This window comes from Candidatus Woesearchaeota archaeon, assembly GCA_016187565.1.
Taxonomy (GTDB): Archaea; Nanobdellota; Nanobdellia; order Woesearchaeales; family JACPJR01; genus JACPJR01.
The window spans coordinates 11,856-38,296 of sequence record JACPJR010000031.1; the positions used below are offsets into that span (position 1 = coordinate 11,856).

Below are 26,441 nucleotides of genomic sequence, written 5' to 3' on the forward strand. Positions count from 1 at the left end.
AGATTGTTACAAACCGGAAATACGCAATTGTGGTGAGTGATGAATAATATTTATATACTGGCAAGCGGTATGGGCAGATATGACGCTTTTTATAATCGATCTTCCCTGTACCGCACCTTATCGGAAGCAAGAACATCATTCATCAACTGAACTTTACAATCTTGATTTTATTTGTGAGTCATATGGTTTACAGAGTTGTGGGAAGAAATACATCCGTAAAAAATGGTCACATAACTCCTCGTGGATGGCGCAACATTTCCAGCGACCTCGATTGTTAATTGACGAACTCGAGAAAGATGGTTTTCGTGGCGCTCATGGTTTTTTCTTTGCAGCAAATGACAAGGATAAATTACATTTCCTTATGGAGCATATTCGACATAATATTCCGTTAGTCGTTCGTATTGGTTCTGGCTATGGGATATTTGGAACATTATTCTACTTTTATCCTCGTGCATTCATTACTGCCCACTTTATTACGCTCCTTGGTTACGATGATCATGCTCATGTTTTTTATGTGTATGATCCTCGCATTTCTTCTGAGAAAAATGCTCAGCTTCCTATTGGTAACTTTGCCCTCCCAGAAAAGATCTTGTTGCAGGAATGGAATGTCGGTCTCTTTTGGCATCCGAACTTTTATTTTGCTATAGAGCAAAAAGTGGGGAAAACAAATGTTGATACTATCCAAAATACTATTCTCTGAATTAGTCTGACTCATGGTGAATCCTATGTTCAGTCGTTTTCCTTTACAACACAGCAACTCTTTGAACCACGCTGCTGGAAATAATCCTCTTCATGTCGCTATTGTTACTCCAAGCTATCCACCAACCATTAGCGGAAATGCAACTACAGTTTCAAGAATTGTGGAAGGCTTACAAAAGAAACATGTTTCTTGTCATGTTTTCCTGCCCTCTACATTCGCACAGATTTCGAGTAATAAACTTCGTACTTTACAGGTCTCATTAATCCATGCATTTCATGGCTATAAGTCTGGGATTATTGCTCAGGAGATTGCGACGCAGCTTAACATTCCACTAGTGCTTACCTTAACAGGAACTGATATCAATGTTGATCTGCATCAACCATCAAAGCAAAAAAAACTTTGCCGAGTGTTCAATAAAACACAGGTTATTACCGTATTTCATAAACGCATGCAAAAAACGCTTCTGGCGTATTATCCTCAACTTCACCATAAAATAGTTATTATTCACCAGAGTGTTAAACTTATCAAACAGCCTTATGCCTTACGAGAAAAGCTGACCATACCAAAAAAATCCTTTCTTTTTTATCTCTCTGCAGGATTGCGAAGATTAAAATACCATGCATTTTATCTTCCAGCATTTATTCGCCTTCATAAATTAAACAAGCAACGTGATATCCATCTTGTCGTTGTTGGTTCGGTACTAGAACCTGATTTTGCTCAATCGTTTCTTGAGACGATTAAACCTTATTCATGGATCCATTACATTCCCTCAATTCCCCATGAAAATATTGCTGCTGCATTGCAAGAAGTTGACATCGTACTCAATACCTCTGAAAGCGAAGGCCAGTCTAACAATATACTTGAAGCAATGAGTCTTGGAAAGCCGGTTTTAGCAGCCGCCATCTCTGGAAATAAAGCTCTGATCTGTGATCAAAAAAATGGATTACTCTTTTCCTCTCCGACGAACTTTTTTAAAAAAGCTTCATTGTTGATTGACAATGCGACCTTGAGAAGAGAACTTGGACAGGAAGCAAAGACAATACTTGGTAAGCACGCATACACTCGTGAAATAAGCGCATATTTCCAAGCGTATCAACGTGCTTTATATCCAGTAAGGTAATTGAATCTATTTTTACGTCATAAGATCCAAAAATATTTATACTCTTTCTGTTCTGTCTTTCCTATGGCTATTCCTTTTGAAATCCGACGGCGTTGTTTCCATATTGGTTATGGTCTTTTGATTGTTTTATTGTTAGTAACGCATATTCTCACTCCTTGGAGATTAGTCCTGCTGTTTGCTGTTGGTATTCTTCTTTCCATACTTTCCCATTCCATAAAACTACCTCTAGTCTATTGGTTTCTCAAGCATTTTGAACGTCCGGAAGTTTTGGAGAAATTTCCTGGTAAAGGTGCAATGTTATTTACGCTTGGCTGTATCATACCCTTATTCTTATTTTCGAGAGATATTGCCTTGGCTGCTATTATGGTTCTCACCTTAGGTGATGGAGTCTCTCATCTTGTGGGTAAAACCTGGGGAAAACGGAATATTCCTTTTAACCAAGCGAAACGTGTTGAGGGAAGTATTGCAGGGATGGGAGCAGCATTCCTTGGTGCATTGTTCTTTGTCAGTCCACTTGAGGCATTTTTAGCGTCATTTGTTGCAATGGCTGTAGAGGCTGTTGAAATAACATTCTTTAGGTACGATGTGGATGATAATATTACTGTTCCCCTTGTTGCCTCTGCAGTGATCTTCTTATTGCGAAACATTCTTAAAAAAGCCTTATTTTCTTGAGTTCATGAAAGAACAGTTTCCTTTTGAAAGCACACCACGTATAGTATTTGTTAAAAAGAAAGCAAAGACTGATAAAAAGTTTGGTTGTCGACCAGAGGAACGATCAACACAGGAGTTACTCCAGTATGGCATTGTGAGGGTTAACAAACCTCGGGGACCGACCTCACACCAAGTCTCTGCCTATGTCCAACAGATTCTAGGGATTACCAAAAGTGGTCATTCAGGAACATTAGATCCAAATGTTACTGGATTATTGCCTGTTGCATTAGGAAGAGCAACAAGAATTACCGAAGCATTACTAGGCGCTGGAAAAGAATATATTGCGCTTATGCGTCTTCATGGAGATGTTCCTGATGCTTACCTTACAGCCGCTTTAGAGAAGTTTACGGGAAAGATCAAACAGCTTCCTCCAGTGAAGAGTGCAGTAAAACGACAATGGCGTTATCGACAGGTGTATTATCTTACGCTTCTTGAGCGCGATGATAAGGATGTGTTGTTTAAGATCGGTTGTGAGGCAGGGACTTACATTCGTAAGATTTGTCACGATATTGGTAAACAGCTTGGTTGTGGCGCTCATATGCAGGAACTCGTTCGAACGCGGGTTGGGCCATTCGATCAGCAGAACATGGTTACTCTCCAAGATCTTACTGACGCATACTACTACTACAAGGAACTGGGAAATGAAAAGTATATCCGTTCTATTGTTGAGCCTCCGGAAAATGCAGTCCAGCATTTACCAAAAATATGGGTACTAGATAGCACGGTTGAGAGCTTATGTCATGGAGCAATCCTCCATATCCCAGGGATTAGTGCTTTCGAAGAACCTATCGAGAAAGATCAACTGGTTGCTCTCGTAACTTTGAAGGATGAATTGGTCTGCCTTGGCAAAGCACACGGTAGTTCAACTCTCATGAAAGGAGAAAAAGGAGTTGCCGTCAAAACCACTAAGGTATTCATGCTTCCGGGTACGTATCCAAAGGTTGAGAAAGTATAAGAAGTGTATTTTATTGCTTTGTTGACTGTGCCCTTATAGCAATTTATGCCGGGGTACATAAATTCTTCCCTCAAGGTTTCCCCCATCCATGGCAACCTCTGCATTGGTTCTATCATTTTGCCGCAAGCCTTCGGTTACTCTTTCTCTTGGAGGCGTAGGCTGATTGAGGAAAAATCCCACTTCCCGTACAGGACTAGATTTGCTTGTATTTGTCTTAGCTGGCATATGGCCTGCTACCAAACGGCATATAGCCTCTTCCGCTCTGTATGGTTCATGGAGAGCAATGAATTGAACTGCCGCTGATGTTCCATAAGGATCTCGTGCGGAATAAGTAATAGTATCGATGTAAAGGGTAGCTCCATTAAGATACGTTCGTGCTCGTTCAGGAAGTGCGTCTAATACCAAATGGTGCTCAACAGGTTGGCCGAACATATGTTCCACAGAGCCATTTATTCTTCGTAGATTGACAGTAGCGTAGAGAGAAAGATTTCCGTCCCAATAAAGCGTATACCCACGATTTCCTTGTGCTGCATGTTCAACAAGCCTGAGTAAAGTATGTACTCGAGGATCATGATTCATAAAACGTGCTAATCCTGAATTGGCTGGTGGTTCTGCAAGTGATGGTAGTGCATACATTGGCATGCGGATCCTTTTTTAGTGGTTATTTATATACCTTTTGTCATATAACCACAAAACTTTTAATACGAACCGATATCCAAGACCTAAGAGAATGAAAGAGAGTCACAAAAAGTGTCGTAAATACCCAGCAAATACTTAATTTATCACCATGCAATCCGATAAAGAAATAAAAAAGGCATTCAAGGTAAAGGCCAGCAAAGATCCTGATGCTTATTATGTTACTCAGGTGCTACGGGCAGAAGGATTTGTCAGAAAACACTGCACCTGTGGCACGTTTTACTGGACAGCTTGTAACAGCCCTGTCTGCGGTGATCCCTCGTGTTCAGGTGGTTTTCGATTCTTTACCGGAACACCTGCAAAATATCATTTGGACTATATCCAAGTCTGGCAGAAATTTGCTGCCATGTTTCAGGAAGCAGGGTATACACCTATTCCTCGTTATCCTGTAGCGGCGAGATGGCGTGATGATACTGATTTTGTTCAGGCTTCTATCTATGATTTTCAGCCGTATGTCGTGAGTGGTGAGGTAAAGCCGCCTGCAAATCCGCTTGTCGTGCCCCAGTTTTGTCTTCGCTTTAATGACATTGACAATGTGGGGATTACTGGAGCCCATTATACTGGCTTTGTCATGATTGGCCAACATGCCTTTAATGCTCCACAAGAATGGAATCAAGCAAAGTATTTCCGTGATATCTATCATTGGCTTACCCAAGGATTGGGCTTACCCAAGGAAGAGATTACCTTTCATGAGGATGCATGGGCTGGTGGAGGTAATTTCGGTCCGTGTATGGAATATTTCAGTCGTGGACTTGAACTTGGGAATCAGGTATACATGATGTATGCAAATACACCCGAAGGTATAAAAGAACTCAATCTAAAAGTCTTAGACATGGGTATGGGTCATGAACGGAATGCATGGTTTACCCAGGGAACCAGTACCAGTTATGAAACAACCTTTCCGACAGTAATGCAGTATCTCAGAAAACAAACAGGCATAAAGACGAATGAAAAACTCATGCGTAAGTTCTTGCCGTATTCTTCCTACCTCAATGTTGATGAGGTTGAAAATATCGACAAGGTTTGGATGGATATTGCCAAAAAGATTGATGTTCCTGTTGCTTCACTGAAGACCATGGTTTTGAAAAGTGCTGCGCTGTACTCCATTGCAGAACATGCTCGGGCACTCTTGGTAGCGCTTTCTGATGGCGTTCTCCCCAGTAATGTGGGAGGTGGTTATAATTTACGTGTTATTTTGAGAAGGGCACTTTTTTTTATTGATAAATACAACTGGGAGATATCCCTTCCCGAGGTATGTCGTTGGCACGCAACCTATCTCCAACCTCTTTTTCCAGAGCTCATGGATTCTTTAGATTCTGTTGCTACGATCTTAACTATTGAACAGGAAAAGTATGAACAGACAAAGCAAAAAACAAAGCTCTTAGTTCAAAATCTTTTCCAATCACCAGAGGTTGTTTCTGAAGAAACCTTGTTACAGCTCTATGATTCACATGGCATTGACCCTGCATTGGTGAAGGAGGAGGCAGAAAAACAAGGAAAAAAGGTTAGTGTTCCTGATAATTTCTTTGCTCGTGTTGCTGAGCTCCACGAAACTAAAGAACAGGAATGGACAACAAAACGAACAGAAATACATCTCGATCTTCACGATGTCCCTGACACCGAGGCATTGTATTACCAGAATTATCTGCAGTTGGAGAGTAAAAGCAAGGCGCTCAACATTATTGATAAGTATGTTGTGCTTGACAAAACCGTTGCCTATCCGACGAGTGGTGGACAGTTGCATGACACTGGAACAATAAACAACATTCCTCTGGTTGATGTCTTTAAGCAAGGTGCCCATATTGTTCATGTTTTAGCTCAACAGCCGAATTTTACCGTGGGTGATACGGTTACGGTAATGATTGATCCTGTGAGGAGACGACAGCTAGCCCAACATCATACTGCTACGCATATTATTAATGCCGTTGCACGAAAAGTTTTAGGAAAACATATCAACCAGGCAGGTGCACGAAAAACAGAAGAAAAAGCAACCTTAGACCTTACGCATTATCAGAAAATAGATGATCATCAGCTGGCTCTCTTGGAGCAAGAAGCAAATGGACTTGTTGCTAAAGCACTTCCCCTTTGCCTGAGTTTTATTCCTCGAAATGATGCAGAACAACGCTATGGTATGCGTATTTATCAAGGGGGGGTTGTTCCAGGAAAAAAACTTCGTATTGTGGAAATCCCCGGTATTGATGTTCAGGCCTGTGGAGGAACTCATGTGAACAATACCCGAGAAGTTGGTGACATTCACCTCTTGAAATCAACAAAAATCCAAGATGGTATTGTTCGCCTTACCTTTACTGCAGGAAAACGAGCAGAACAAACAGCAGGAGATGTCCATACTACTGCCACAGCATTAGCAAAGCGTTTAGGTGTACCAGAATCGTCCATCCCTTCTCGGGTTGCTGAACTCTTTGCAGTCTGGAAAAAGGCAAAAAAAGCTGTTGAAAAAGGAAAGCCTTTGCTCCCTGAAGAGTTAACCTTAACATCAAAAGAAACCTCTCATGGTGATGTCTTGAAAGAAGCTGCTACCATCCTGAAAACACAGCCTGAGCATGTGATGAAAACCGTTGAACGATTCCTCAAAGAGATTGAAGAGTTTAAACAGAAGTCGGTAAAGTAATATGCAACGTACCTATGTCAGCTTTGATGGGACAAAGATACATTACGATATCCATGAGGTGAAGACACAACAGCCCTCTACGTTGCATGCTCGACGAACAGCACAACAGAACCAGTCTTTTCTCGTCTTTATCCATGGTGCAGGTGGTGATTTAAATGCATGGAACAGAGAACGCCATGCTTTCCATAACCGAGGTATTGCAACCCTTGCCATTGACTTGCGTGGCCATGGACTTTCTGATAGACCACACACCTTTGATGCTTATCAGCTTACCTCTTTTGCACAAGACATTGCCGGTGTGCTTCACCAAGAACGTTTAAAGAACGTTGTCCTTGTAGGCCATTGTTTTGGAGGCATGGTTGCTATTACCTTCTACAGCCTCTATCCTCGTTTGGCAAAGGCATATGTGCTTATTGACACGACCTACAAAGCCCCACAATACCTGAAAAAGATATTTACCAGTTATCCTTTTCTAAGAAATCTCCGCCATGCAATTTTGCAGCATAAGTTCCTGAGAAAGACGCAGCTTTCCCATGTTGATTTCTCGAAATTTAAGGGCACGGGAGATTTTAATCTGTTGAGGATTTATTCTGATATTACCCACACCTCACTACGGTCATGGTTGTTTACTTATGAAGCCATTGCCCATTTTGATGGGACCGCTATCTTACGTCGTATGAAACGGCCTGTCCTTATCATCGTAGGAGAAAAAGACCTTATCTTTCCGGTGTTAGTTGCCCGAAAAATACGAATGCTCGTTAAGCAATCAACCTTGAATGTTATCCCAAATGCAAATCATATTATCGTGCTCAACAACCCAGAAATTGTCGAAAAAGAGATCGTGACGTTTATAAAGAGTCTGCCTCCCACCAAACAAAAACCTTCTCCGTATAACAAGCGTGGTTAGTACGTTGGGTTAGTTTTCATCGGACAGTAGATTATTTATCGAAACATTTATATATATCTTTACCAATCTCTTTCCCAAAGCAAGAAGTTATATTCCTCGAAGAAGAGAGTAATGGCGAGGGTCAAGGAGGGTAAGAAAATGGGATTTTTTTCACGTATTAAAGAAACAATCCTTGGTTCTGATGAAGAAGACGAGATGGAAGGCGAAGGAGAGTATGTTGATGATTATGTCCAGCTCGATAGCACTGAACAAAAAGCTGATAAGAGTAAACTCGTTGTTCGCCCTTATGTGCTTGATGATTTTTCTGATGTAAAGGAAATCCTTGATGCAATACGAACAGGAAAAACTATTGCATTGATTAATATCCGTCCATTAAAGGATAAGGATCTTATTGAGCTAAAGCGAGCGGTAAACAAATTAAAGAAAACAACCGATGTAATTGATGGGGATATTGCTGGGTTTGGCGATGATTATCTCGTTGTAACACCTGCAATAGCACAGATCTATCGCAACAAACAAACGACGGTTGTAAACGCTTCTGAACAATCTTCTGCCCAGGAGAATATGTAGCTCTTTGCAACGCTTATGCTTAATTAAAATATAAAGCGTAAACTTTTTATAGTCGCAGGGATCTATGGAATGTATGGCAGAGACCAACGATAATGAACAGCAATCTTCTGAGCAGCAACCTTCTGGAGATGGTATAGATATCTTGAAAAATCAGCCGTGTCCTTTTTGTCATACAAATAACCTCATACTCAGCGAACAGGTCGTTGAAGTTCCTTACTTTAATAAATTGTATCTTTTTTCCATGCAGTGTAATCATTGTCATGTCAAGAAATCTGATGTGGAGGCACTTGAGAAAAAAGAGTCTTCACGCTTTACGCTTGAAGTAACAGGTGAAGAAGACATGAACATCCGTATTGTACGATCGAGCGAAGCAACGATTAAGATCCCGCATGTAACTACCATTACCCCAGGGATGGGTGCAGAAGGGTACATTACCAATGTTGAGGGTCTGCTTCAGCGGGTTAAGCAGCAGATTGATGTTGTTCGTGAAGAAGAGGAAGATAAAAGCACAAAAAAGAAAGCCAAAAATCTTGTGAAAAAATTACAGCGAGTTATGTTTGGTCAGGAAAAACTCAAAATCATTATTGAAGATCCAACAGGAAATAGTGCTATCATCTCTCCGAAGGCAATCCAAACTAAGTTATGATGATGTTGTAGAGTGTTCACCTGATACATGAGAGCAAAAAAACATAATTCTCTTATGAAACAAGCCAAAGATACAGCTCAGAAAAATACGAGAAATACCATGAACTCCATGAACCTTGTCATAGGATCTGATCATGCAGGCTTTGCCCTCAAGGAGCAATTAAAAACCTATCTTCAGAAAAAAGGATATAGGGTTGAGGATAAAGGTGTTTTCAGCGTAAATCCTGCTGATTATCCCTCTGTTGGACAAACCGTAGCTCAACAAGTAGCAAAAAAACATGAGCGTGGCATACTTATTTGTGGTACAGGTATTGGTATGTCTATTGTTGCCAACAAAGTGAAAGGCATTCGTGCAGCACTCTGCCATGACCTGAAGACCGCTCAGGCAAGTCGAGAGCATAATGATGCAAATGTCCTTTGTCTCGGGGGAAGAATTCTTGATACAGAAACTGCCCAAAGGATTACTGATGTTTGGTTAATGACTCCTTTCTCAAGTGAGGAACGTCATCATCGAAGAATAAAACTTATCGATAGTATCGAGAAAGAATGTTAGAAGGTTAATGTATCTGTTTATTATCTTAACTCTTTGCCAAAAATGAATAGCATTCCTAAGTGTATCCGTGAAATCTCGGAACAGGACATTGGAAGAATATCTCTGTTTGAGGTACAGGTAATTGACGTCCAACAAACGACTGGCCCAACACTCTTTTTTTTTGGTGATGGAACCGGAAAGGTTATGGCAAAGGCATTTGTTGGTCCTGGGCAGCGTGCATTTCCCAAACTTAATCCAGGAGATGTTATTCATGTGCGTATTGCGTTAACACAAATATTTCCTACCTTTGAGGGAACATTACAGGGATATACTCCTCTTGAGGGAAATGATCGTACCATGGCGTTACAGGTCATTCAAGAACGCATGGATGAACGAACAGAGCCAGAACAAACGAGCTTTTTGGTTTCTTCTTCTGTGTTGGATAGTCTGAGGCCACATATCCTTCAGGCAGTAAAAGTAATCCGCTATGCGATTCTTGAAGCAAGGCCTATTCTTCTCAGGCATCATGCTGATTGTGATGGTTATTGCGGTGCTCTTGCACTTGAACAAGCGATCTTACCGCAGATAAAAAAAGAACATGGAGAAGATGCGTTACGAAAAAGATTATGGAAAAGAATTCCCTCCAAAACACCCTTTTATGATTACACCGATGCACTCAAGGATATTACCTCAAGCCTTACTGATATACAGCGTTTACGGACAAAAGAACCTTTGATCATTGTTGTGGATAATGGTTCTACCCAAGATGATTTGTTCGCTCTCCAAAAATTACGGTTGTATGGTTGTCAGCTTTTGGTTATTGACCATCATGATCCAGGTAGGATCGTTGAGGGTAAATCTCTCGTGGATGCATTTCTGGATGCACATGTAAATCCTTATCTTGTTGGCGGCAATAAACAGCTTACAGCAGGGATGTTAGCTGCGGAAATTGCCCGATGGATATCCACAAGTGCACGCGTACCAGCATTTTTGCCTGCCTTGAGTGGTATTGCAGATCGGAGTACAGGTTCAGAGTTTCAGGCATACATCAAACTTGCCTATGATGCAGGTTATGTCCCTCACTATCTTGAGGATCTTGCCGTGTGCGTTGATTTTGAAGCATCGTACTTAAAATACCTTGAATCATCGCTTATTGATGATCTTCTCACGAGTCCTCTCCAGACTCAACAATCCTTTCTCTTACATCTCAAAAAGGAGATTGAAACCAGAAAACAGCAATACCTTGCTTTATTCCAGTATTATGTGCGTGTTGAGCATCGACAGGCATTTATTCTTGCAACATTAGACTTGGATTCAATTGATGTACGAGGAGAATGGCCGTCGAGAGGTAAGATTACGGGTATGGCTTTTCGATTTATCTTAAGCAAATACCAAAAAGAAGGTCAAGGAGAAAAGCCTCTTGTGCCTATTATCTTTTTAGGTATAGGAAATACTGCTCTTACTGTTCGTGCTACTGAGGGGACGGCATTTAACCTGAACACGATGATTTATGAAATGAAGAAACGGTTTCCTTATGCTATGATTCATGGAGGAGGTCATGATGTTGCTGGCACACTCATGTTTATCGAAGCTGCAAAGCCAGAGATTATGAATTTTGTTGCTATCTACCTCAATGCCTTGTTTTCTGTTGAAAAGTAAACGATACAACTCTTGGTGGTATTCTTATAACAATACCATAAATAATTTTGTCTTTTTCTCCTTTTTCTCTTATAAGAATTTAATGTCTTGTGTGGTATTAAATCTATCAAACGTTTCCATTCCTTGCTCTAACTCTATTCCTCTTAATGCTTGCTGTTGGTCATGTTTTTCATCTTGCCAACCAATAAAAATTCTTGTGTCACTTCTTCGTGCGTCAATCTCTGCCTTCATTCTTCGTAATGCTTCTTTTGAATCTTCCAGACTTGCACGAGGATGATCTGGATATATAGCTCTACTTCTCTTCGATGGATAATAGGGATGAAAATTAAAATCTATGGGTGCTCCATATCTTTCTCCTAGATTCAAACCAGAACGGAGTGTTTCAACTGCTTCCCTTATTGCTTCTTCCCCAATTAATTCTGGTGGTTGAAATACAATATTAACATCAATGCCCACGTTCCCTTTATATTCTCCTGCAACTTCAAAAGCCTTTTCAATTTTCTCTCTCTTCATTTTCTTATTAAGTTTTCCAATTCTCACTTCATCACTTTGAGATTCAACTCCTAAAATAACTCTTGCTTGTTGGTCTCCTCTTAATCTACCAACTAAATAATCCAATGAATCCTCAGTTACATACATCTCTCGTGAATCAAAAGATACAATGCTACATCGATTTAAAGATGAAGCATACGCTGCAATATTTTCCAATGTCATTCTTGACATTTCTGCTTTATTCAATGTTGAGCCTGAATTATACACTACCAAATGTTCTACATTCCTGAGAACATCACCATAATACTGTATGAAAAATTCTAGTCTCTTTTTGTTCATCTCAGTTGTAAATGGTGTTCCTTCTCCTGCTCCAATATCACAATGATAGCATTGCCTTGCTGTATAAAATGGGCATTCTCCACCTTTGAACTCATTGCCAAACACCAAAGCGAGCCGACTTCCATACGTATCTCTAACAGGATCAAACATGATCGATGCATCTGGAATCGCTGGGTTATCTGCCATTGTTCTCCTCCCTCGAGACTAAGAAATTGCCAATAGCAAGATAATCAATTCTCGTTTTGAGAAATGTACTAACAGCATCTTGCGGACTGCAAACTATTGGTTCTCTATCATTAAACGACGTATTCAGAATAAGAGGTACTCCTGTAAGAGCTTCAAATTCCTGTATGAGTTTGTAATATTTGGGATTTGTTCCTTCTCTAACCGTTTGAATTCTACTTGTTCCGTCAACATGAGTGACCGCAGAAATTACGCCTTTCTTCTCATCGTTTACACGGTAAGCAAAAAGCATAAAGTCAGATGAAATTGACTTTTGAGGAATACTAAACCAATCATCAGCGTTATCTACTAATACCGACGGAGCAAATGGTCTGAAATATTCTCTATGTTTTACTTTCATGTTCAGAATATCTCTCATCTTAGGGTTGCGAGGATCAGCAAGAAGTGACCTGTTGCCCAATGCTCTTGGTCCAACTTCCATTCGTCCCTGAAACCATCCAACAACATTACCATCTGCAACTAGCTTTGCGACTTCTTTTTCTATCTCTTCAACATGAACATACGTGAGCCTATTTTCGTCCAATGCCTGTCTGATCTCTTCTTGAGAATATTCTGGCCCAAAATAGGCATGGTCCATAACAAAACTTCTCGGATTTCCTAATTGATGATTCCAGATAAAATAAGCCGCTCCGATTGCAGTTCCTGCATCATGTGCTGCTGGTTGAATGTACACATCCTTAAATGGGCCTTTCTCGAGAAGAATGCTATTAGCAACACAATTGAGAGCAACTCCCCCAGCGAGACATACGTTTGAGCTTCCGGTAGATTCGGAGAGATGATGAGCAAGTTTGAGCAGAATTTCTTCGGTGATTCTCTGTAATGCTGCTGCAATATCTGCGTGTCTTTCTTCTAATTCATCGTGGGGGTCTCTTTTACGTCCTAAAATTTGTTCTAAACCACTATGATCATTACCTCTAAATCTTACTACGGTGTGATCAACAGTAAAGCCTCTTGTACCAACGTTTACAAATTGTCTTAATGTATCATAATATCGGTTAGGGTCTCCATAGGAAGCCAATCCCATTACTTTACCGGCATCGTATTCGGTAAACCCCAGAAATATTGAGAGTTTTTCCCACAAGAATCCTAAACTATGAGGGTAGTTAATACTCTTCAATAGCCTTATCTTGTTTCCTTCTCCTTTGGAGAGAGTTGTTGATTCAATTTCTCCAATACCATCAACTACTAAAATAGCTGCTTCTTCAAATGGAGAGACAAAATAAGCACTTCCTGCATGAGAGGTATGGTGGTCAATCCAGTGAAATCTTTCTCTCATGTCAAGCTCATAAATATCTGACAATTTTTGAGGTACTTGCCGAAGTTTCTCGTAAAAAAGAGATTCTCCCGTGTTACTGCCCCAATCTCCTTCAATAACCAGATCATGAAATTCTTTATTTCTTCCCTTATTTCTTAGCCTCTTTGCTGGACTAAAAGAACTGGCAATGTAATCAACTTCTGCAAGAGTAATTCCTGCTTTTTCCAAGCAAAAATTGATGGTATTTATAGGAAGCTCATCAGGATTATCAATTTGTGCTGGTTTTGCGTGCTTTATCCTATTGAAACGTTCTTCTTCAGCTACCGCTACCATTGAGCCATCTTTAATCAGACATGCTGAAGATTCATGATAGGCATGGTTTATTCCAAGGAGGTATGTCATGGTATCTAATTGACCACTTTATTGTAGTTACTATTGTGGAGGATTACTTAAAGTTTTGTCGCACTTTAAAGTACGAAAATTTATATAGGATCAAGTTTTCCTATGAAGTATGCATGAACAACAACTCAAAGAATTAGGGTTAACTGACAATGAAGTGAGGATTTACCTACTTTTGTTGGAGTATGGAATGACAAATCCCTCAGAAATTTCTCAAAAATTAGGATTACATAGGGGATATGTCTATGATGCACTTGAAAGAATGCAGGAAAAAGAGGTGGTTAATGTTCTTCTTAAAATGAACAAAAAATATTATCAAGCTACTAACCCTCAAAATCTTATTGAGCTGTTAAAATTCAGATTAGAAAGCCTTGAAAAAGCAGTGCCCGATTTAATGAAATTAGCAACATTGAAGAAAGAAGAAACAAAAGTAGAACTTCACCGAGGAAAGCGAATTTATAGAGTCCTCCTCAACGATATGGTTTCAACGTTAAGGAAGAACGATAAAGCATATTTAGTAGGCATTGATGAAGATGTTTTAATGGAGGAAGTAGAGCCGATCTATCTTAAACAATATCTGAATACGATGAAGTCTAGAAACATCAAAGAAAAAATAATTGTAAAAACTGGCGCTACAAAAATAAAAAATCCTCATCTTGAATACAAAGAACTGGATAGCAAATATATAGGAAAAACAGCACAGATAATATATAATGATAAAGTCGCTATTTTTATTCTAGGAACACCTTATTACCTTATTGTGATTGAGAATAAAGAAGTCGCCGAAACTTATAGAAAACAGTTTAATCTTTTGTGGAACATAGCAAAATAACCGTCTCCCGCCTTTGTTGTTGTTATTTTTGTAGTTATCACTTATAAAAATCACTCAGAAATTATTTTGTTCCTGATTTCCGAAACATTTATATATTATTACTAAAATGTAATAGTTCTATTATATAAAAGTAATAATGATCTCTCCTGAAAACTACATGAATATGAACAACAACCTTAAAGTGTTAAAATTATTCGTTGATAATAAGGACAAAACATTTACGATAAAAAAAGTAGCTGAGTCCTTGAGAATGAATTATAAAATAGTCTATGAAGAAATCATGAAATTAGCCCAAGAGGAGTTAATAAATATAACCAAACATGGGAATGCAAAGGTTTGTGTTTTTAATTACCGATTTCATAGCAAAATTGTTGAAATTGAGGAAACGAAAAAGGAAGAATTATTCAAAAGCAAAAGCCTAAAATTAATCTACAAAAGAATCAAAGACGTAAAAAGTCCGTTCTATTGTTTAATTCTTTTTGGGTCCTATGCAAACAAAACTAATCAAAAAGGCTCAGATATTGATTTATGTTTAATAACTGATAATCAGCAAATAAGCAGGGACATAAATGCAATATTAAGCATAACTCCTATAAGCGTCCATTTGCAGGAATTTAATTCAGACCAGTTTCTAGCCATGCTAAAAAGCAAAGAATTCAATGTTGGCAACGAAATTGTAAGAAACAATATAATTCTTTATGGGGTCGAAGCATTTTATGAGCTGGTAAACGATGTTAAACAATGAACGAATAAAAGAAGCCGAAAAAAATGTTAAGTCCTATTTGTTGGATGGATTAATCAAAAAAGAGTATAGTTTACATCATCCGTTTCAGCATATCGACCATTCTGCAGCTGTATCCCCACTCATTGTCGTACCAGGAAACGACCTTCACGAGGTTTCCCATGACCATGGTAGAGGGTGCATCAATAATACTGGAATGGGAATTTCCAATGATATCGACAGAAACAATCGGGTCTTCGCAATAGGCCATGACTCCTTTTAAGTTCCCTTGAGCAGCTTCCTTGAACGCAGCGTTAACCGCTTCTATACTTACTTCTTTCTTGACTAAAGCTACAAAGTCAGTAATAGAGCCATCCTGTGTTGGAACACGAAGCGCTAACCCGTCAAGCTTTCCTTTAAGGTCAGGAATAACCTTTCCAACGGTTTTAGCAGCTCCTGTTGTCGTTGGTATAATGCTGGCAGCTGCTGCTCTTGCTCGTCGAAGATCTTTATGGGGAGCATCCATTAATTTTTGGTCAGAGGTGTAGGCATGCACGGTTGTCATGAAACCTTTCTCGACCCCAAACTTTTCATGGAGAACTTTGACAATGGGAGCCAGACAATTGGTTGTACACGATGCATTACTGATAATGTGTTCGGTATTCTTGTTATACTTTTGAAAGTTCACGCCAATGACATAATCCGGAATAACCGGTTCTCCTTTACCTGGTGCTGAGAGAAGAACTTTTTTTGCTCCTGCTTTGCGATGCAATTCTACCTCTTCCCATTTTCTGAAGAATCCGGTGCTCTCAACAACAACATCAACATTGAGTGCTTTCCATGGTAATTTTGCTGGATCTTTTTCCGAAAGAACTTTGATTTTCTTTCCCTTAATTACCAGACCATCCTCAACTGCTTCGACTGGTACGGGAAACCTTCCATGAACAGAATCATACTGCAATCGATGTGCCAAGGTCTTTGTATCTGTTAAGTCATTTACTGCGACAAACTCAAGCGCCGGATCCTGAAATCCTGCTTTAAACACCAGTCGTCCAATCCTTCCAAAGCCATTAATGGCAACCTTCACCATGGTATCACCTCAATCAATTCAATGGTTGTTTACCTTGCTGCTTCATAACTTGTTGTCTTTTTTGTATAAACCAACGGTAAGCGAACATCATACGTTATATAAACCTTGCTAAGGTCGCTTAAAGTGAGATATGCCACTGGCGGCCATAACTCAGATCATCTTCTCTGAGAGACCCTACCCGGCCATCCCCCATAGTCTCTTTGTTATGTTCATCACCAGGAAGAGGGGTGCCTTGAACCCGCATCTGATGACGGTACACTACCTCAAACCGTTCTACGAGCTCTTGTGGCTCAAATCTTGCAGGCTTTAGATCAAGATTAAAGAGATTGGGAGCTATGAACAGAAGAAAGGTCATTGTTTTGTGTAAATCACTCAGCTGTACCTTTTTCCTAGCTCGGTACAAGTTGTGCCACCCTTTGTCGGTAAACCCCTCAAGAGGAAAGAGTTTTGTACAGTATTCAATACGACAGTTTCCATATCCTCCTTCGCCGAGCTCAAATCGTACATCGAAGCTATCGTCTGCTGCATCATAGAGAATAAACCAATAACCCATATGATAGCCGAGTTTACTGATCCACCAGAAACTTCGTTTGGTTATGAATCCACCTGCTACGCAATCGCGAGAAGATGCAATACCTCTATTGTAATGCTCAAATGCACGGACTATTGCGCCCATAGGACTCTTGAGAATTTCCTCAGGGACGGGTAATGTGTCTGGAGAAGAGATATGATGATGCCTACTGAGTTCATAGATACCATAACCCTCTGACAAACGCTCTGCCACTCTTCCAAAACTCCCTACTGCTTGTTCATGCATAACTCTCACATAATCTTCAAGCGTTGTGATGGAAGATACCATAAGATGCGGACTACTGTCTGCAGCCAATATTCTTCGAAAAGAATCAAAGGGTTCTCGAATAAGAGGATGGATAAAGGGAGAATCAACCGTACTCTGGGCCATCACCGGTTGATGATAGCCAAAGGTAAAGAGATAGTGAAGCTCTCGTGTAGCTTCTCCCAGTTTTCTCAGGAGATGAGTTTTTTTACCTTTGAGTAGGGTTTTATTAACTTTAGGTATCTCTTCAAGATCATCAACATAATCAGTCAATGTAGTGATGGCATCCTCTAAAGCCTTGAACTGTTCGGGAAGTGCATCCTTTTGTCTATAGCTCTCTCCAACAAGGGCTCTACGAAAAACTGCTTCACCCAATACGCCCATCTCTTCTAAGGCGCGCCGATTGAGCCCATGGAAAGAGTCAACTTCCTGTTCTAAACCAATGCTTGGATCACTGGCCCCCAAAATCTTTGTGTAGATACTCACCTATCAAGAATGATGGTGATCTTTAAAAATTTTGAGGAAACACAGAGAAAAAATAAAAAAATGGGAAGAAAGTAGCGGGGAGAGGATTTGAACCTCCGACCTGAGGGTTATGAGCCCTCCGGGCACTCCTGACTGCCCTACCCCGCTGTAGAGGAGGAAGAGATTTGACCCAGCTTTATAAAGCTTTTGGGAGGGCGTTTCTTTAACAGTACTCAGGTGGATCTATAATCGATAGGCTTTATATATAAGCGCCGCTTCCATCCACCAAAATAAAGAGAGGAGTTAACCTTCAAACTTGACGACGTGGTTGGGATGAACATTCTGGTTACTGGAGTGGCAGGCTTTATCGGCTTTCATGTTGCAACAGCTCTCCTAGATCGTGGAGACATTGTTCTTGGCATTGATAACCTCAATGATTATTATGACGTTTCTTTGAAAGAAGCACGACTAAAGAAGCTAGAGGAATATGCAAAAACAAAGCCACGATCCTTTGTCTTTGTCAAGGAAGATATTGCGCAGGGTGATGCACTGCAACAAATCGTTAAGCACCATAAGATTGATGCCATCTGTCATTTAGCAGCCCAGGCAGGAGTCCGTTATAGCTTAACCAATCCCTTTGTTTATGAAGAATCTAATCTGAAAGGAACGCTTACTATTCTTGAACTCGCACGAAAGCATAAGATAAACCATGTTGTCTTTGCCTCAAGTTCATCGGTCTATGGAGGAAATACGAAAATTCCTTTTGCTGAAGAAGATCCAGTCAACCAGCCAATCTCACTCTATGCTGCCACAAAACGTGCAGGAGAGCTTATGTGTCACAGTTACCACTATCTCTATGGCATGAACATTACGTGCTTACGCTTTTTTACGGTCTATGGGCCGTATGGCAGGCCAGATATGGCCATGTTTATCTTTACGAAAAACATCCTCAATGGTAAGCCAATAGAAGTGTACAATCACGGAAAGATGAAGCGTGATTTTACCTATATTTCTGATATCGTCTCAGGTGTTATTGCTTCCCTTGATAAGCCTAGGGGATTTGCCATCATTAATTTAGGAAATTCTCAGAGTGTTGAACTCTTGTATTTCATTGCATGCTTAGAAAAAGAACTCGGTAAGAAAGCAGAAAAGAAGTTATTACCCTTGCAACCAGGAGATGTTCCAGAAACCTTTGCGGACATCAGCAGGGCAAAACGTCTCTTAGGATTTGAACCAAAAACAAAAATTGAGGATGGAGTTAAACGTTTTGTTGTGTGGTATAAATCATATTATGCTTTAGGAAAAAACGTTTAGGAAAAAAGAATACAGAGGGAAAGAGTACATGAAACAAATACCAACCCATAATCGTATGATAGCACTTGTTGGCCTAGGGTATGTTGGTTTACCCTTAGCAGTTGCTTTTGGAAGACAGAAACCGGTTATTGGGTTTGATATCAGTCCAAAGCGTATCAAAGAACTGCGTGAGGGGTTTGATAGAACTAATGAAGTCACCAAAGCAGACTTACAGTCTGCTCAGATTACCTTAACGACCGATCCAACCTCGTTGGAACAATCGGATTTTATTATTGTTACCGTACCAACTCCTGTTGACCAAGTTAACCGACCTGATTTAGGGCCAGTCTACGCCGCGACAAAAACCGTCGGTCAGCATCTGCAGAAAGGAGCTATTGTTGTTTACGAATCTACGGTGTATCCTGGATGCACTGAAGAGGATTGTGTCCCTATTTTAGAACAAGAAAGTGGTTTGCGTTGCGGTAGTGATTTTAAGGTAGGATATTCACCAGAACGCATCAATCCTGGTGATAAAGAGCATACCGTTGATAAAATTGTTAAGGTTGTTTCAGGAATGGATCAAGAAAGTACAGGCATTATTGCTTCAGTTTATGGATCAATTATCAAAGCAGGAATCCATGTTGCACCAACCATTAAAGTTGCAGAAGCAGCAAAGGTTATTGAAAATACCCAACGAGACCTCAACATTGCCTTGATGAATGAACTCTCCCTCATCTTTGCAAAGATGGGAATTGATACCTATGATGTGCTTGAAGCAGCAGGTACAAAATGGAATTTTTTAAAATTTCATCCAGGTCTTGTGGGAGGTCATTGCATTGGTGTTGATCCCTATTACCTTACCTATAAAGCCCAGCAACTTGGATATCATCCTCAGGTGATTCTTGCAGGAAGAACTATCAATGATTCTATGGCAACCTATGTTGCTGGAATGACACTACAGGCATTACAAAAATATAATGCTGATCCGAGACGTTGCAATGTTCTCATTCTTGGATTGACCTTTAAAGAAAATGTACCTGATATACGAAATAGTAAAGTAAAGGATATTATTCGAGGACTTCAGCAACATGGTGTTAAGGTTTCTGTTTATGATCCCTATGTTACAAAAGAAGATGCAGAAAAGGAATTTCATGCACCCTTTGTTACTCTGGATACTGCTGCTCACTACCATGCTATCATCCTTGCAGTTATTCATCGTGAATTTCTCGCTCTATCGCCCCAAACAGTCCTTAAATTACTATCCGATCCCAATATCTTCGTAGATTTACGCGGGGTCATGAAACAGAAACAAGAATTTGAGAAGTTTGAGAAGGTTCATTACTATTCTCTGTAGCAGTCTTTGAAAATGTCGTACCTCCTCTCTTTGCTTAGACAAGGAATTGCTGTTATCAAGCAACAACGTAGAGAGAGCACTTTTCATAACAAAGAAGAAAGATTCTCTCAACAATTTCATCTTTTTTCTCGCACGTCGACGTCTCGTGGACTTTTTAAAAGGATCAAGCAGCGTTTGTTCCTCTTGATAAACCATAGCTTTTTCCTTACCAAGAGTGTCTTTTCCCATCAAGGATTTTTTAAGGAGAGTTTCCTTTACCGTATTGTTTCACCCTATTTTAGCCGAAATGAAGAGATCATAGCTACCAATAACGAAAAAGGTTTTTGTAATAAATGCTGGCATAAACTGCGAGAATTATTTTATTATCAGCCATTTCATATCTTAGGGGTAGGCATTGCCTTTGCATTAATAGGTAATAGCTTTGTATGGTTTATGCAAAATAATATGCTCAATGTTTCCCCTATAGAATTAAGCCTTCGTTTGTTATTTATTCTGTTTTTTCTATTGATGTCAACCAATAATGAAAGCTGGGAGGAACTTATGAAGCAAAGTATGTTGCTACAATCAGTACGGAGGGATAAGAATGATTGAGGGTGTTAAAATAAAAAAACTAAAACTCTATAAGGATGAGCGAGGAGAACTTTTGGAGATATTCCGTCGTGATGACCCTCTTTTTGAAAAATTTGGTCAAGCATACATTACCACTTCCTACCCGGGCTATGTCAAGGGATGGCACTATCATAAAGTACAACGCGATAATTTTTGCTGTGTTCAGGGCAAAGTAAAGGTAGTTCTCTATGATGATCGTGAGGATTCACGCACTAAAGGAGAGGTTAATGAGTTTATTCTTGACCGTCAAGAAAACCCAATGGTTTTATCCATTCCACCGTATGTATTTCATGGGTTTGAATGTGCTTCCGATGAGCAGTCTATTATTCTGAATGTGCCAACAGAACCATATCATCACCAAAATCCAGATGAATACCGTTTACCTTTTAATACTGATAAAATTCCCTACACCTGGAAAGGAACAAAGGGTGGTTAAATGCATGCTGCAAATCCAGAGCGTGTGACGGTTTTAGTAACTGGTGGAGCGGGATTTATTGGAAGTAATTTTGTCCGTTATTACCTTCAAAAACATCCGCATGTGCATCTTGTTAATTTTGATGCCCTGACGTACTGTGGAAATCTGGACAACCTCAAGGATATTGCATCTCATCCGCATTACCGTTTTGTCCATGGAGATGTTTGTGATCGAGAACTTGTTGAAAAATGTATGCAGCATGTCGATCTAGTCTTTCATTTTGCCGCAGAAAGCCATGTTGATAATTCTATTAAAGATCCGTATGTCTTTACACGAACCAATGTGTTGGGTACTCATGTTCTTCTCGAGGCAGCAAAAAAAATGCATGTTAAACGCTTTGTCCATATATCCACCGATGAAGTGTATGGAAGCATACTGAATGGATCCTTTAAAGAAACAGATCCTTTAGAGCCAAATTCTCCGTATGCGGCGTCGAAAGCAAGCGCAGAGTTACTTGTCAGAGGCTTTTTTGTTACTTTTGGATTGCCTGTTGTTGTTACGAGAAGCTCCAACAATTTTGGGCCCTACCAGTATCCAGAAAAAATGATTCCTCTGTTTGTGACCAATCTTCTTGAAGGAAAAAAAGTTCCTCTGTATGGTGATGGTATGAATGTCCGCGATTGGTTGTATGTTCTTGATAACTGTGAGGCAATCGATTTTGTTGCTACGCAGGGAAAGACCGGTGAGATCTATAACATCGGCGGTGGGAATGAATGTTCTAACTATGAACTTACCAAATTGTTGCTACAGTTTACTCATAGAGAAGAGTCATTTATTCAAAAAGTACCTGATCGACTCGGTCATGATAGAAGATATTCGCTGGATTGTCAAAAGATTCGTCAATTAGGGTGGCAACCTCAGTTTCATTTTACCGATGCCTTACAAGAAACCGTAGCATGGTATCAACAACATGAAGCATGGTGGAAAAAATTAAAAAAAATTTAAACGTACCTATGTCGATGGCTCTTGCAACAGTAATGAAAAAAACGAGGATCCTTGAATAAAAATGAAAATTCTTATTCTTGGTAGCCATGGTATGCTTGGTCATGACCTCTTGGAGGCATTTCATGAGTATTCTCCGGTAGGATGGGGAAAAGATGAACTAGATATAACTGATAGAGCAATGGTTCAGAAGCGTCTAGCATTGCTCCGTCCAGACATTATTATTAATGCTGCTGCATATACTGATGTTGATGGTTGTGAGACTAATCTTGCTTATGCATATAAGGTAAATGGCGATGCAGTCGGCAACTTGGCACAAATAGCTAGCACGATTCATGCTACTTTGGTTCATGTAAGCACCGATTATGTCTTTGATGGTACGAACACCCAAGGATATAAAGAAAATGATCTTACTCATCCGATCAATGTCTATGGGAAGTCAAAAGAACAAGGGGAACAGCTGTTAGTCTCAACTATGTCCTCTATGTCCTCCCCGCAATCACGTTATTTTATTGTGAGAAGCTCATGGTTGTATGGTCATTATGGAAAGAACTTCGTCAAAACAATTCTCCAGCTAGCACAAAAGCAGGATGAGATTTCTGTCGTTAATGATCAACAGGGTTGTCCTACGTATACCAAAGATCTTGCTTCTGGTATTAAACAAATACTGATGCACCAGCCCCATCCATACCCTTCGGGGATCTATCATATAACCAACCAGGGGAACTGTACCTGGTATGAGTTTGCTCAGGAGATTAAAAGGATAACAAATATAAAGGTTAGAGTAATTCCCATCACGAGTAACGAACTTAAAAGAGCTGCACAGCGGCCGATGTGTTCTATTCTTTTGGACACTAAGACGACCATAACACTAAGGCCATGGAAAGAGGCTCTGAAAGCATACATCGATGAATCGATAAGGATGCCTCGATGAAGTTTTTTTGATAAAAATATAAGGCAATATAAGGAGCATTATCATGAAAGGGGTTATTCTTGCAGGGGGGACAGGAAGTCGTTTAATGCCATTGACTAAAGTAACGAATAAGCATCTTTTGCCGATTTACCACAAGCCGATGATCTATTACCCCTTAGAAACCTTGATTAAGGCAGGAATTACCGAGATTCTTATTGTTTCTGGTCCAGGTCACGCTGGTCATTTCCTTAACTTACTTGGTTCAGGAAAGGAATTTAGTGTTAAGTTAACCTACGAGATTCAGGATGAGGCCGGAGGTATTGCACAGGCTTTAGGGCTTGCTGAGCGTTTTGCTGATGACCACCCTCTTATGGTTGTTCTCGGAGACAATATCTTTGAAGATGATTTTAAAATTCCTATTGCAAACTTTCACGAAGGTGCTATGATTTTTCTCAAAGAGGTTCCTGACCCACAACGTTTTGGCGTTGCAGAGCTTCAAGGTAATAAGGTGGTGGGCATTGAGGAAAAGCCAAAACATCCAAAATCTCATTATTGTGTTACTGGATTGTATGTGTATGACTCTAAGGTGTTTACCGTCATTAAAGCATTACAGCCCTCAGCTCGCGGAGAACTGGAAATTACTGATGTTAATAACTGGTATGTTCGTAACAATAAGATGATGGCCCATTTTGTTTCGGGGTTTTGGAGTGATGCGGGTACGTTTGAAAGCCTCCTTCGCGCAAATAATCTTGTTCAGGAGAAAATAAAAAAACACCATTAACATCTGACTTGAGTAATATTTAATCAAAGACTAAATACCATGCCTCTTCCTCTGAAAAAACAATTAAGGAATCTTTTCGAGAACAAAACCATCCTTATTACGGGTGGCACTGGTTTTTTAGGGAGGCATTTGGTGAAAAATATTCTTCCGTATGGTCCTCACAGTATTCGTGTTTTAAGCAGAGATGAAGTCAAACACCATTACATGCAGCAACTTTTTGCTGAAAATCCTCTTCTTCGTCATTTTATCGGTGATGTCCGTGATTATGATCGATTACGAAGGGCTGCACAAGGTGCCGATATCGTCATTCATGCTGCTGCACTCAAGCGACTTGATATGATTGAGTATAATGTTGACGAGTCCATTAAGACCAATATTTTAGGAACAGTTAATGTTGTCCAAGCCTGCTTGGAGAATAATGTCACCACGGCTGTTTTTGTTTCCACTGATAAAGCCTGCTCTCCGATCAACACTTATGGTGCTTGTAAATTCCTTGCAGAACGGATTTTTTCAGTAAGCAATAGAAGAAGGGGAAGTGCACCAACCATTTTTACCATAGTGCGTTATGGAAATGTTCTTGAGAGTACCGGATCTGTTATTCCTTTTTTTACTCAGAAGATTAAAGATGGAGAAGACATTCCACTGACAGATCCACGAATGACGCGTTTTATTATCAGTCCTGAACAAGCAGTTCATCTTGTTTTTGATGCTATTGCCTATGGAAGGTGCGGTGAGATTTTTGTTCCTAAACTTCCTGCATTCCGTATTATCGATTTGATTGACATCCTTAAAGAGAAATATCAAGCGAAAAATCGTGTAAAAATTGTCGGTATCCGACCAGGAGAGAAAATCCATGAGTACATGGTTAATGAAGCAGAGATGAGAAGGACCTATGAGTTCAAGAACATGTATGTCATTGCCTCTGAGGTGTATCCAAGTGAAGATGGAGAATTTGTGCTATCCGGCACCAAAGTTCCAGAGGGAGCGTTAACTCATTACAGTTCGGATCAAGCAGTTATTGGCAAAGAAGAGATACTGAGTTTATTTAAAAAATACAAGTTGTTATAAAAATATTAAATCTAAAATTAAATCTAAAATGACGTATATCCCCTACGGGCTCCACACTATTGATCGTGAAGATATCCACGCTGTTACTGAGGTACTGAACAGTAGCTTTCTCACCACAGGGCCGAAAGTAAAAGAATTTGAAGATGCTTTGTGTCAGTATCTAGGAGCAAAATACTGTGTAGTTGTTAATTCTGGGACTTCTGCGTTAGATGTTGCTGTCCATGCTCTTGGACTAGACCCTGGTTCTGAAGTCATAACAACACCAATGACTTTTGTTGCAAGTGCTAATGCATTGCTCTATAATTCTCTCGTGCCTGTTTTTGTTGATATTGATCCTATAACCCACAATATTGATTGTGAAAAAATCAAGCAAAAAATTACTTCCAAAACCAAAGCAATTCTCTTTGTAGATCTTAAAGGAAATCCTGCAGAGCTTAACAAACTTCGTGAAATAGCAATGCAGTATCACCTTAAACTTGTCGAAGATGCTTGTCAGGCTTTTAGTGCAGAATATGACAGAAGAAAAGTTGGATGTGGAGATTTCGCTGAGCTTACTACTTTTAGTTTTCATCCGGTAAAACATATCTGTACTGGTGAGGGAGGAGCGATAACAACTCCTGATGAACAATTATATCAGAAAATGCTGAAATTGCGCAATCATGGGATAGCCAGAAATATCCTTGCTCAAAGTAGAAAAGAAGGTACGTATCTTTTTGATATGGATTGTCTTGGAAGAAATTATCGTCTTCCTGATATTAATTGTGCTCTGGGATTAAGCCAACTCAAGAAGAGTGATGCTTTCTTGATGAGACGTGAGGAAATCGTACACAGATATAAGGAGGCTTTTCAAAAAATCCCTGAGATTACCTTACCCTCACTTACCAAACGAGCGAGGTCTTCATGGCACCTCTTTGTTGTCCTCCTTGATAAACAAATCAATCGAGACCAGTTTTTTTTGCAGATGCGATCAAAGGAGATTGGTGTCAATGTCCACCATATCCCTGTATATCATCACAGCCATTATGCTCAGTTTGCTGTTGATCGTCATGATTTTCCTGTTACTGAGGATTATTTTCAGCGTGCTCTCACCTTGCCCTTATACCCTGCAATGACTGATGCAGATGTTGATCGAGTTGTCCATGAAACTATTGCGACCATCGAGATACTTAAAACAAATCCTCGGGTAAATGAGTCTAAATAAGCTAAAGAAG

General features: G+C 39.9%; 26 protein-coding genes and 1 tRNA gene. 21 read left to right on the forward strand and 6 right to left on the reverse strand.

What is annotated here, in order from left to right; all coding sequences use genetic code 11:
- Window positions 1-79 precede the first annotated feature (79 nt).
- From HYW21_07775 to HYW21_07790, 4 genes are all read left to right on the forward strand, one after another.
- Window positions 80-700, forward strand: coding sequence for a hypothetical protein (locus HYW21_07775; protein ID MBI2549221.1), 621 nt, complete (start codon window positions 80-82; stop codon window positions 698-700).
- A 25-nt stretch (window positions 701-725) separates the two neighbouring features.
- Window positions 726-1,820, forward strand: a complete 1,095-nt coding sequence (locus HYW21_07780; GenBank protein ID MBI2549222.1) for a glycosyltransferase family 4 protein — start codon at window positions 726-728, stop codon at window positions 1,818-1,820.
- A gap of 63 nt (window positions 1,821-1,883) precedes the next feature.
- On the forward strand, window positions 1,884-2,492 hold the full coding sequence (locus HYW21_07785) for a hypothetical protein (GenBank protein MBI2549223.1): 609 nt from the start codon (window positions 1,884-1,886) through the stop codon (window positions 2,490-2,492).
- A 4-nt stretch (window positions 2,493-2,496) separates the two neighbouring features.
- A complete protein-coding gene (locus tag HYW21_07790; GenBank protein ID MBI2549224.1) occupies window positions 2,497-3,486 on the forward strand; it encodes an RNA-guided pseudouridylation complex pseudouridine synthase subunit Cbf5 in 990 nt (329 codons plus the stop codon).
- 33 nt (window positions 3,487-3,519) lie between these two features.
- Here the strand turns inward: HYW21_07790 and HYW21_07795 are convergent, their stop codons facing one another.
- On the reverse strand, window positions 3,520-4,128 hold the full coding sequence (locus tag HYW21_07795) for a hypothetical protein (protein ID MBI2549225.1): 609 nt from the start codon (window positions 4,126-4,128) through the stop codon (window positions 3,520-3,522).
- Between the two features lie 145 nt (window positions 4,129-4,273).
- Between HYW21_07795 and HYW21_07800 the strand changes: the two genes are divergently transcribed.
- From HYW21_07800 to HYW21_07825, 6 genes are all read left to right on the forward strand, one after another.
- Window positions 4,274-6,811 carry an alanine--tRNA ligase gene (locus HYW21_07800; protein MBI2549226.1) on the forward strand — a complete coding sequence of 846 codons (2,538 nt, stop codon included), beginning with the start codon at window positions 4,274-4,276 and terminating at the stop codon, window positions 6,809-6,811.
- A 1-nt stretch (window position 6,812) separates the two neighbouring features.
- Complete coding sequence (locus HYW21_07805) at window positions 6,813-7,718, forward strand: alpha/beta hydrolase (GenBank protein ID MBI2549227.1); 906 nt, start codon at window positions 6,813-6,815, stop codon at window positions 7,716-7,718.
- Between the two features lie 138 nt (window positions 7,719-7,856).
- Window positions 7,857-8,288, forward strand: a complete 432-nt coding sequence (locus HYW21_07810; protein ID MBI2549228.1) for a cell division protein SepF — start codon at window positions 7,857-7,859, stop codon at window positions 8,286-8,288.
- Between the two features lie 73 nt (window positions 8,289-8,361).
- Window positions 8,362-8,934 (forward strand): ZPR1 zinc finger domain-containing protein, encoded by a 573-nt coding sequence (locus tag HYW21_07815; GenBank protein ID MBI2549229.1) that lies wholly within the window; start codon window positions 8,362-8,364, stop codon window positions 8,932-8,934.
- 108 nt (window positions 8,935-9,042) lie between these two features.
- Window positions 9,043-9,486: a ribose 5-phosphate isomerase B gene (gene rpiB / locus HYW21_07820; protein ID MBI2549230.1), complete on the forward strand. Its 444-nt coding sequence runs from the start codon at window positions 9,043-9,045 to the stop codon at window positions 9,484-9,486.
- Between the two features lie 33 nt (window positions 9,487-9,519).
- Window positions 9,520-11,124, forward strand: a complete 1,605-nt coding sequence (locus HYW21_07825; GenBank protein MBI2549231.1) for a hypothetical protein — start codon at window positions 9,520-9,522, stop codon at window positions 11,122-11,124.
- Between the two features lie 69 nt (window positions 11,125-11,193).
- Here the strand turns inward: HYW21_07825 and HYW21_07830 are convergent, their stop codons facing one another.
- Together HYW21_07830 and HYW21_07835 are read right to left on the reverse strand one after the other, a co-directional pair.
- Window positions 11,194-12,141: a hypothetical protein gene (locus HYW21_07830; GenBank protein MBI2549232.1), complete on the reverse strand. Its 948-nt coding sequence runs from the start codon at window positions 12,139-12,141 to the stop codon at window positions 11,194-11,196.
- A complete protein-coding gene (locus HYW21_07835; protein MBI2549233.1) occupies window positions 12,131-13,855 on the reverse strand; it encodes a carbamoyl transferase in 1,725 nt (574 codons plus the stop codon). The genes HYW21_07830 and HYW21_07835 overlap by 11 nt, the downstream gene beginning before the upstream one ends.
- A 109-nt stretch (window positions 13,856-13,964) precedes the next feature.
- Between HYW21_07835 and HYW21_07840 the strand changes: the two genes are divergently transcribed.
- A complete protein-coding gene (locus HYW21_07840; protein MBI2549234.1) occupies window positions 13,965-14,684 on the forward strand; it encodes a hypothetical protein in 720 nt (239 codons plus the stop codon).
- Between the two features lie 136 nt (window positions 14,685-14,820).
- Window positions 14,821-15,429 (forward strand): nucleotidyltransferase domain-containing protein, encoded by a 609-nt coding sequence (locus tag HYW21_07845; protein MBI2549235.1) that lies wholly within the window; start codon window positions 14,821-14,823, stop codon window positions 15,427-15,429.
- Window positions 15,430-15,499: 70 nt separating this feature from the next.
- On the opposite strand, the gene gap is transcribed toward HYW21_07845, so the two are convergent.
- From gap to HYW21_07860, 3 genes are all read right to left on the reverse strand, one after another.
- Window positions 15,500-16,495 (reverse strand): type I glyceraldehyde-3-phosphate dehydrogenase, encoded by a 996-nt coding sequence (gene gap, locus HYW21_07850; GenBank protein MBI2549236.1) that lies wholly within the window; start codon window positions 16,493-16,495, stop codon window positions 15,500-15,502.
- A 118-nt stretch (window positions 16,496-16,613) separates the two neighbouring features.
- Window positions 16,614-17,816 (reverse strand): hypothetical protein, encoded by a 1,203-nt coding sequence (locus HYW21_07855; protein MBI2549237.1) that lies wholly within the window; start codon window positions 17,814-17,816, stop codon window positions 16,614-16,616.
- 72 nt (window positions 17,817-17,888) lie between these two features.
- Window positions 17,889-17,963: transfer RNA gene (locus HYW21_07860), tRNA-Met, on the reverse strand.
- A 156-nt stretch (window positions 17,964-18,119) separates the two neighbouring features.
- Here HYW21_07860 and HYW21_07865 point away from each other — a divergent pair.
- The 9 genes from HYW21_07865 (at window position 18,120) to pseC (ending at window position 26,431) form a co-directional block, all read left to right on the forward strand.
- Entirely contained in the window at window positions 18,120-19,109 is a 990-nt protein-coding gene (locus HYW21_07865; protein ID MBI2549238.1) for a GDP-mannose 4,6-dehydratase, read from the forward strand.
- Between the two features lie 28 nt (window positions 19,110-19,137).
- Complete coding sequence (locus HYW21_07870) at window positions 19,138-20,442, forward strand: nucleotide sugar dehydrogenase (protein ID MBI2549239.1); 1,305 nt, start codon at window positions 19,138-19,140, stop codon at window positions 20,440-20,442.
- Between the two features lie 12 nt (window positions 20,443-20,454).
- Window positions 20,455-21,033 carry a hypothetical protein gene (locus HYW21_07875; GenBank protein MBI2549240.1) on the forward strand — a complete coding sequence of 193 codons (579 nt, stop codon included), beginning with the start codon at window positions 20,455-20,457 and terminating at the stop codon, window positions 21,031-21,033.
- Window positions 21,026-21,487 carry a dTDP-4-dehydrorhamnose 3,5-epimerase family protein gene (locus tag HYW21_07880; GenBank protein MBI2549241.1) on the forward strand — a complete coding sequence of 154 codons (462 nt, stop codon included), beginning with the start codon at window positions 21,026-21,028 and terminating at the stop codon, window positions 21,485-21,487. Before HYW21_07875 ends, HYW21_07880 begins: the two co-directional genes overlap by 8 nt.
- A 24-nt stretch (window positions 21,488-21,511) precedes the next feature.
- Entirely contained in the window at window positions 21,512-22,471 is a 960-nt protein-coding gene (rfbB, locus tag HYW21_07885; protein ID MBI2549242.1) for a dTDP-glucose 4,6-dehydratase, read from the forward strand.
- Between the two features lie 61 nt (window positions 22,472-22,532).
- Window positions 22,533-23,402, forward strand: coding sequence for a dTDP-4-dehydrorhamnose reductase (gene rfbD / locus HYW21_07890; protein MBI2549243.1), 870 nt, complete (start codon window positions 22,533-22,535; stop codon window positions 23,400-23,402).
- A gap of 43 nt (window positions 23,403-23,445) precedes the next feature.
- Window positions 23,446-24,162 (forward strand): NTP transferase domain-containing protein, encoded by a 717-nt coding sequence (locus HYW21_07895; protein MBI2549244.1) that lies wholly within the window; start codon window positions 23,446-23,448, stop codon window positions 24,160-24,162.
- 39 nt (window positions 24,163-24,201) lie between these two features.
- Window positions 24,202-25,230: an SDR family NAD(P)-dependent oxidoreductase gene (locus tag HYW21_07900; GenBank protein MBI2549245.1), complete on the forward strand. Its 1,029-nt coding sequence runs from the start codon at window positions 24,202-24,204 to the stop codon at window positions 25,228-25,230.
- 28 nt (window positions 25,231-25,258) lie between these two features.
- Window positions 25,259-26,431 (forward strand): UDP-4-amino-4,6-dideoxy-N-acetyl-beta-L-altrosamine transaminase, encoded by a 1,173-nt coding sequence (gene pseC, locus HYW21_07905; GenBank protein MBI2549246.1) that lies wholly within the window; start codon window positions 25,259-25,261, stop codon window positions 26,429-26,431.
- Window positions 26,432-26,441: the final 10 nt, after the last annotated feature.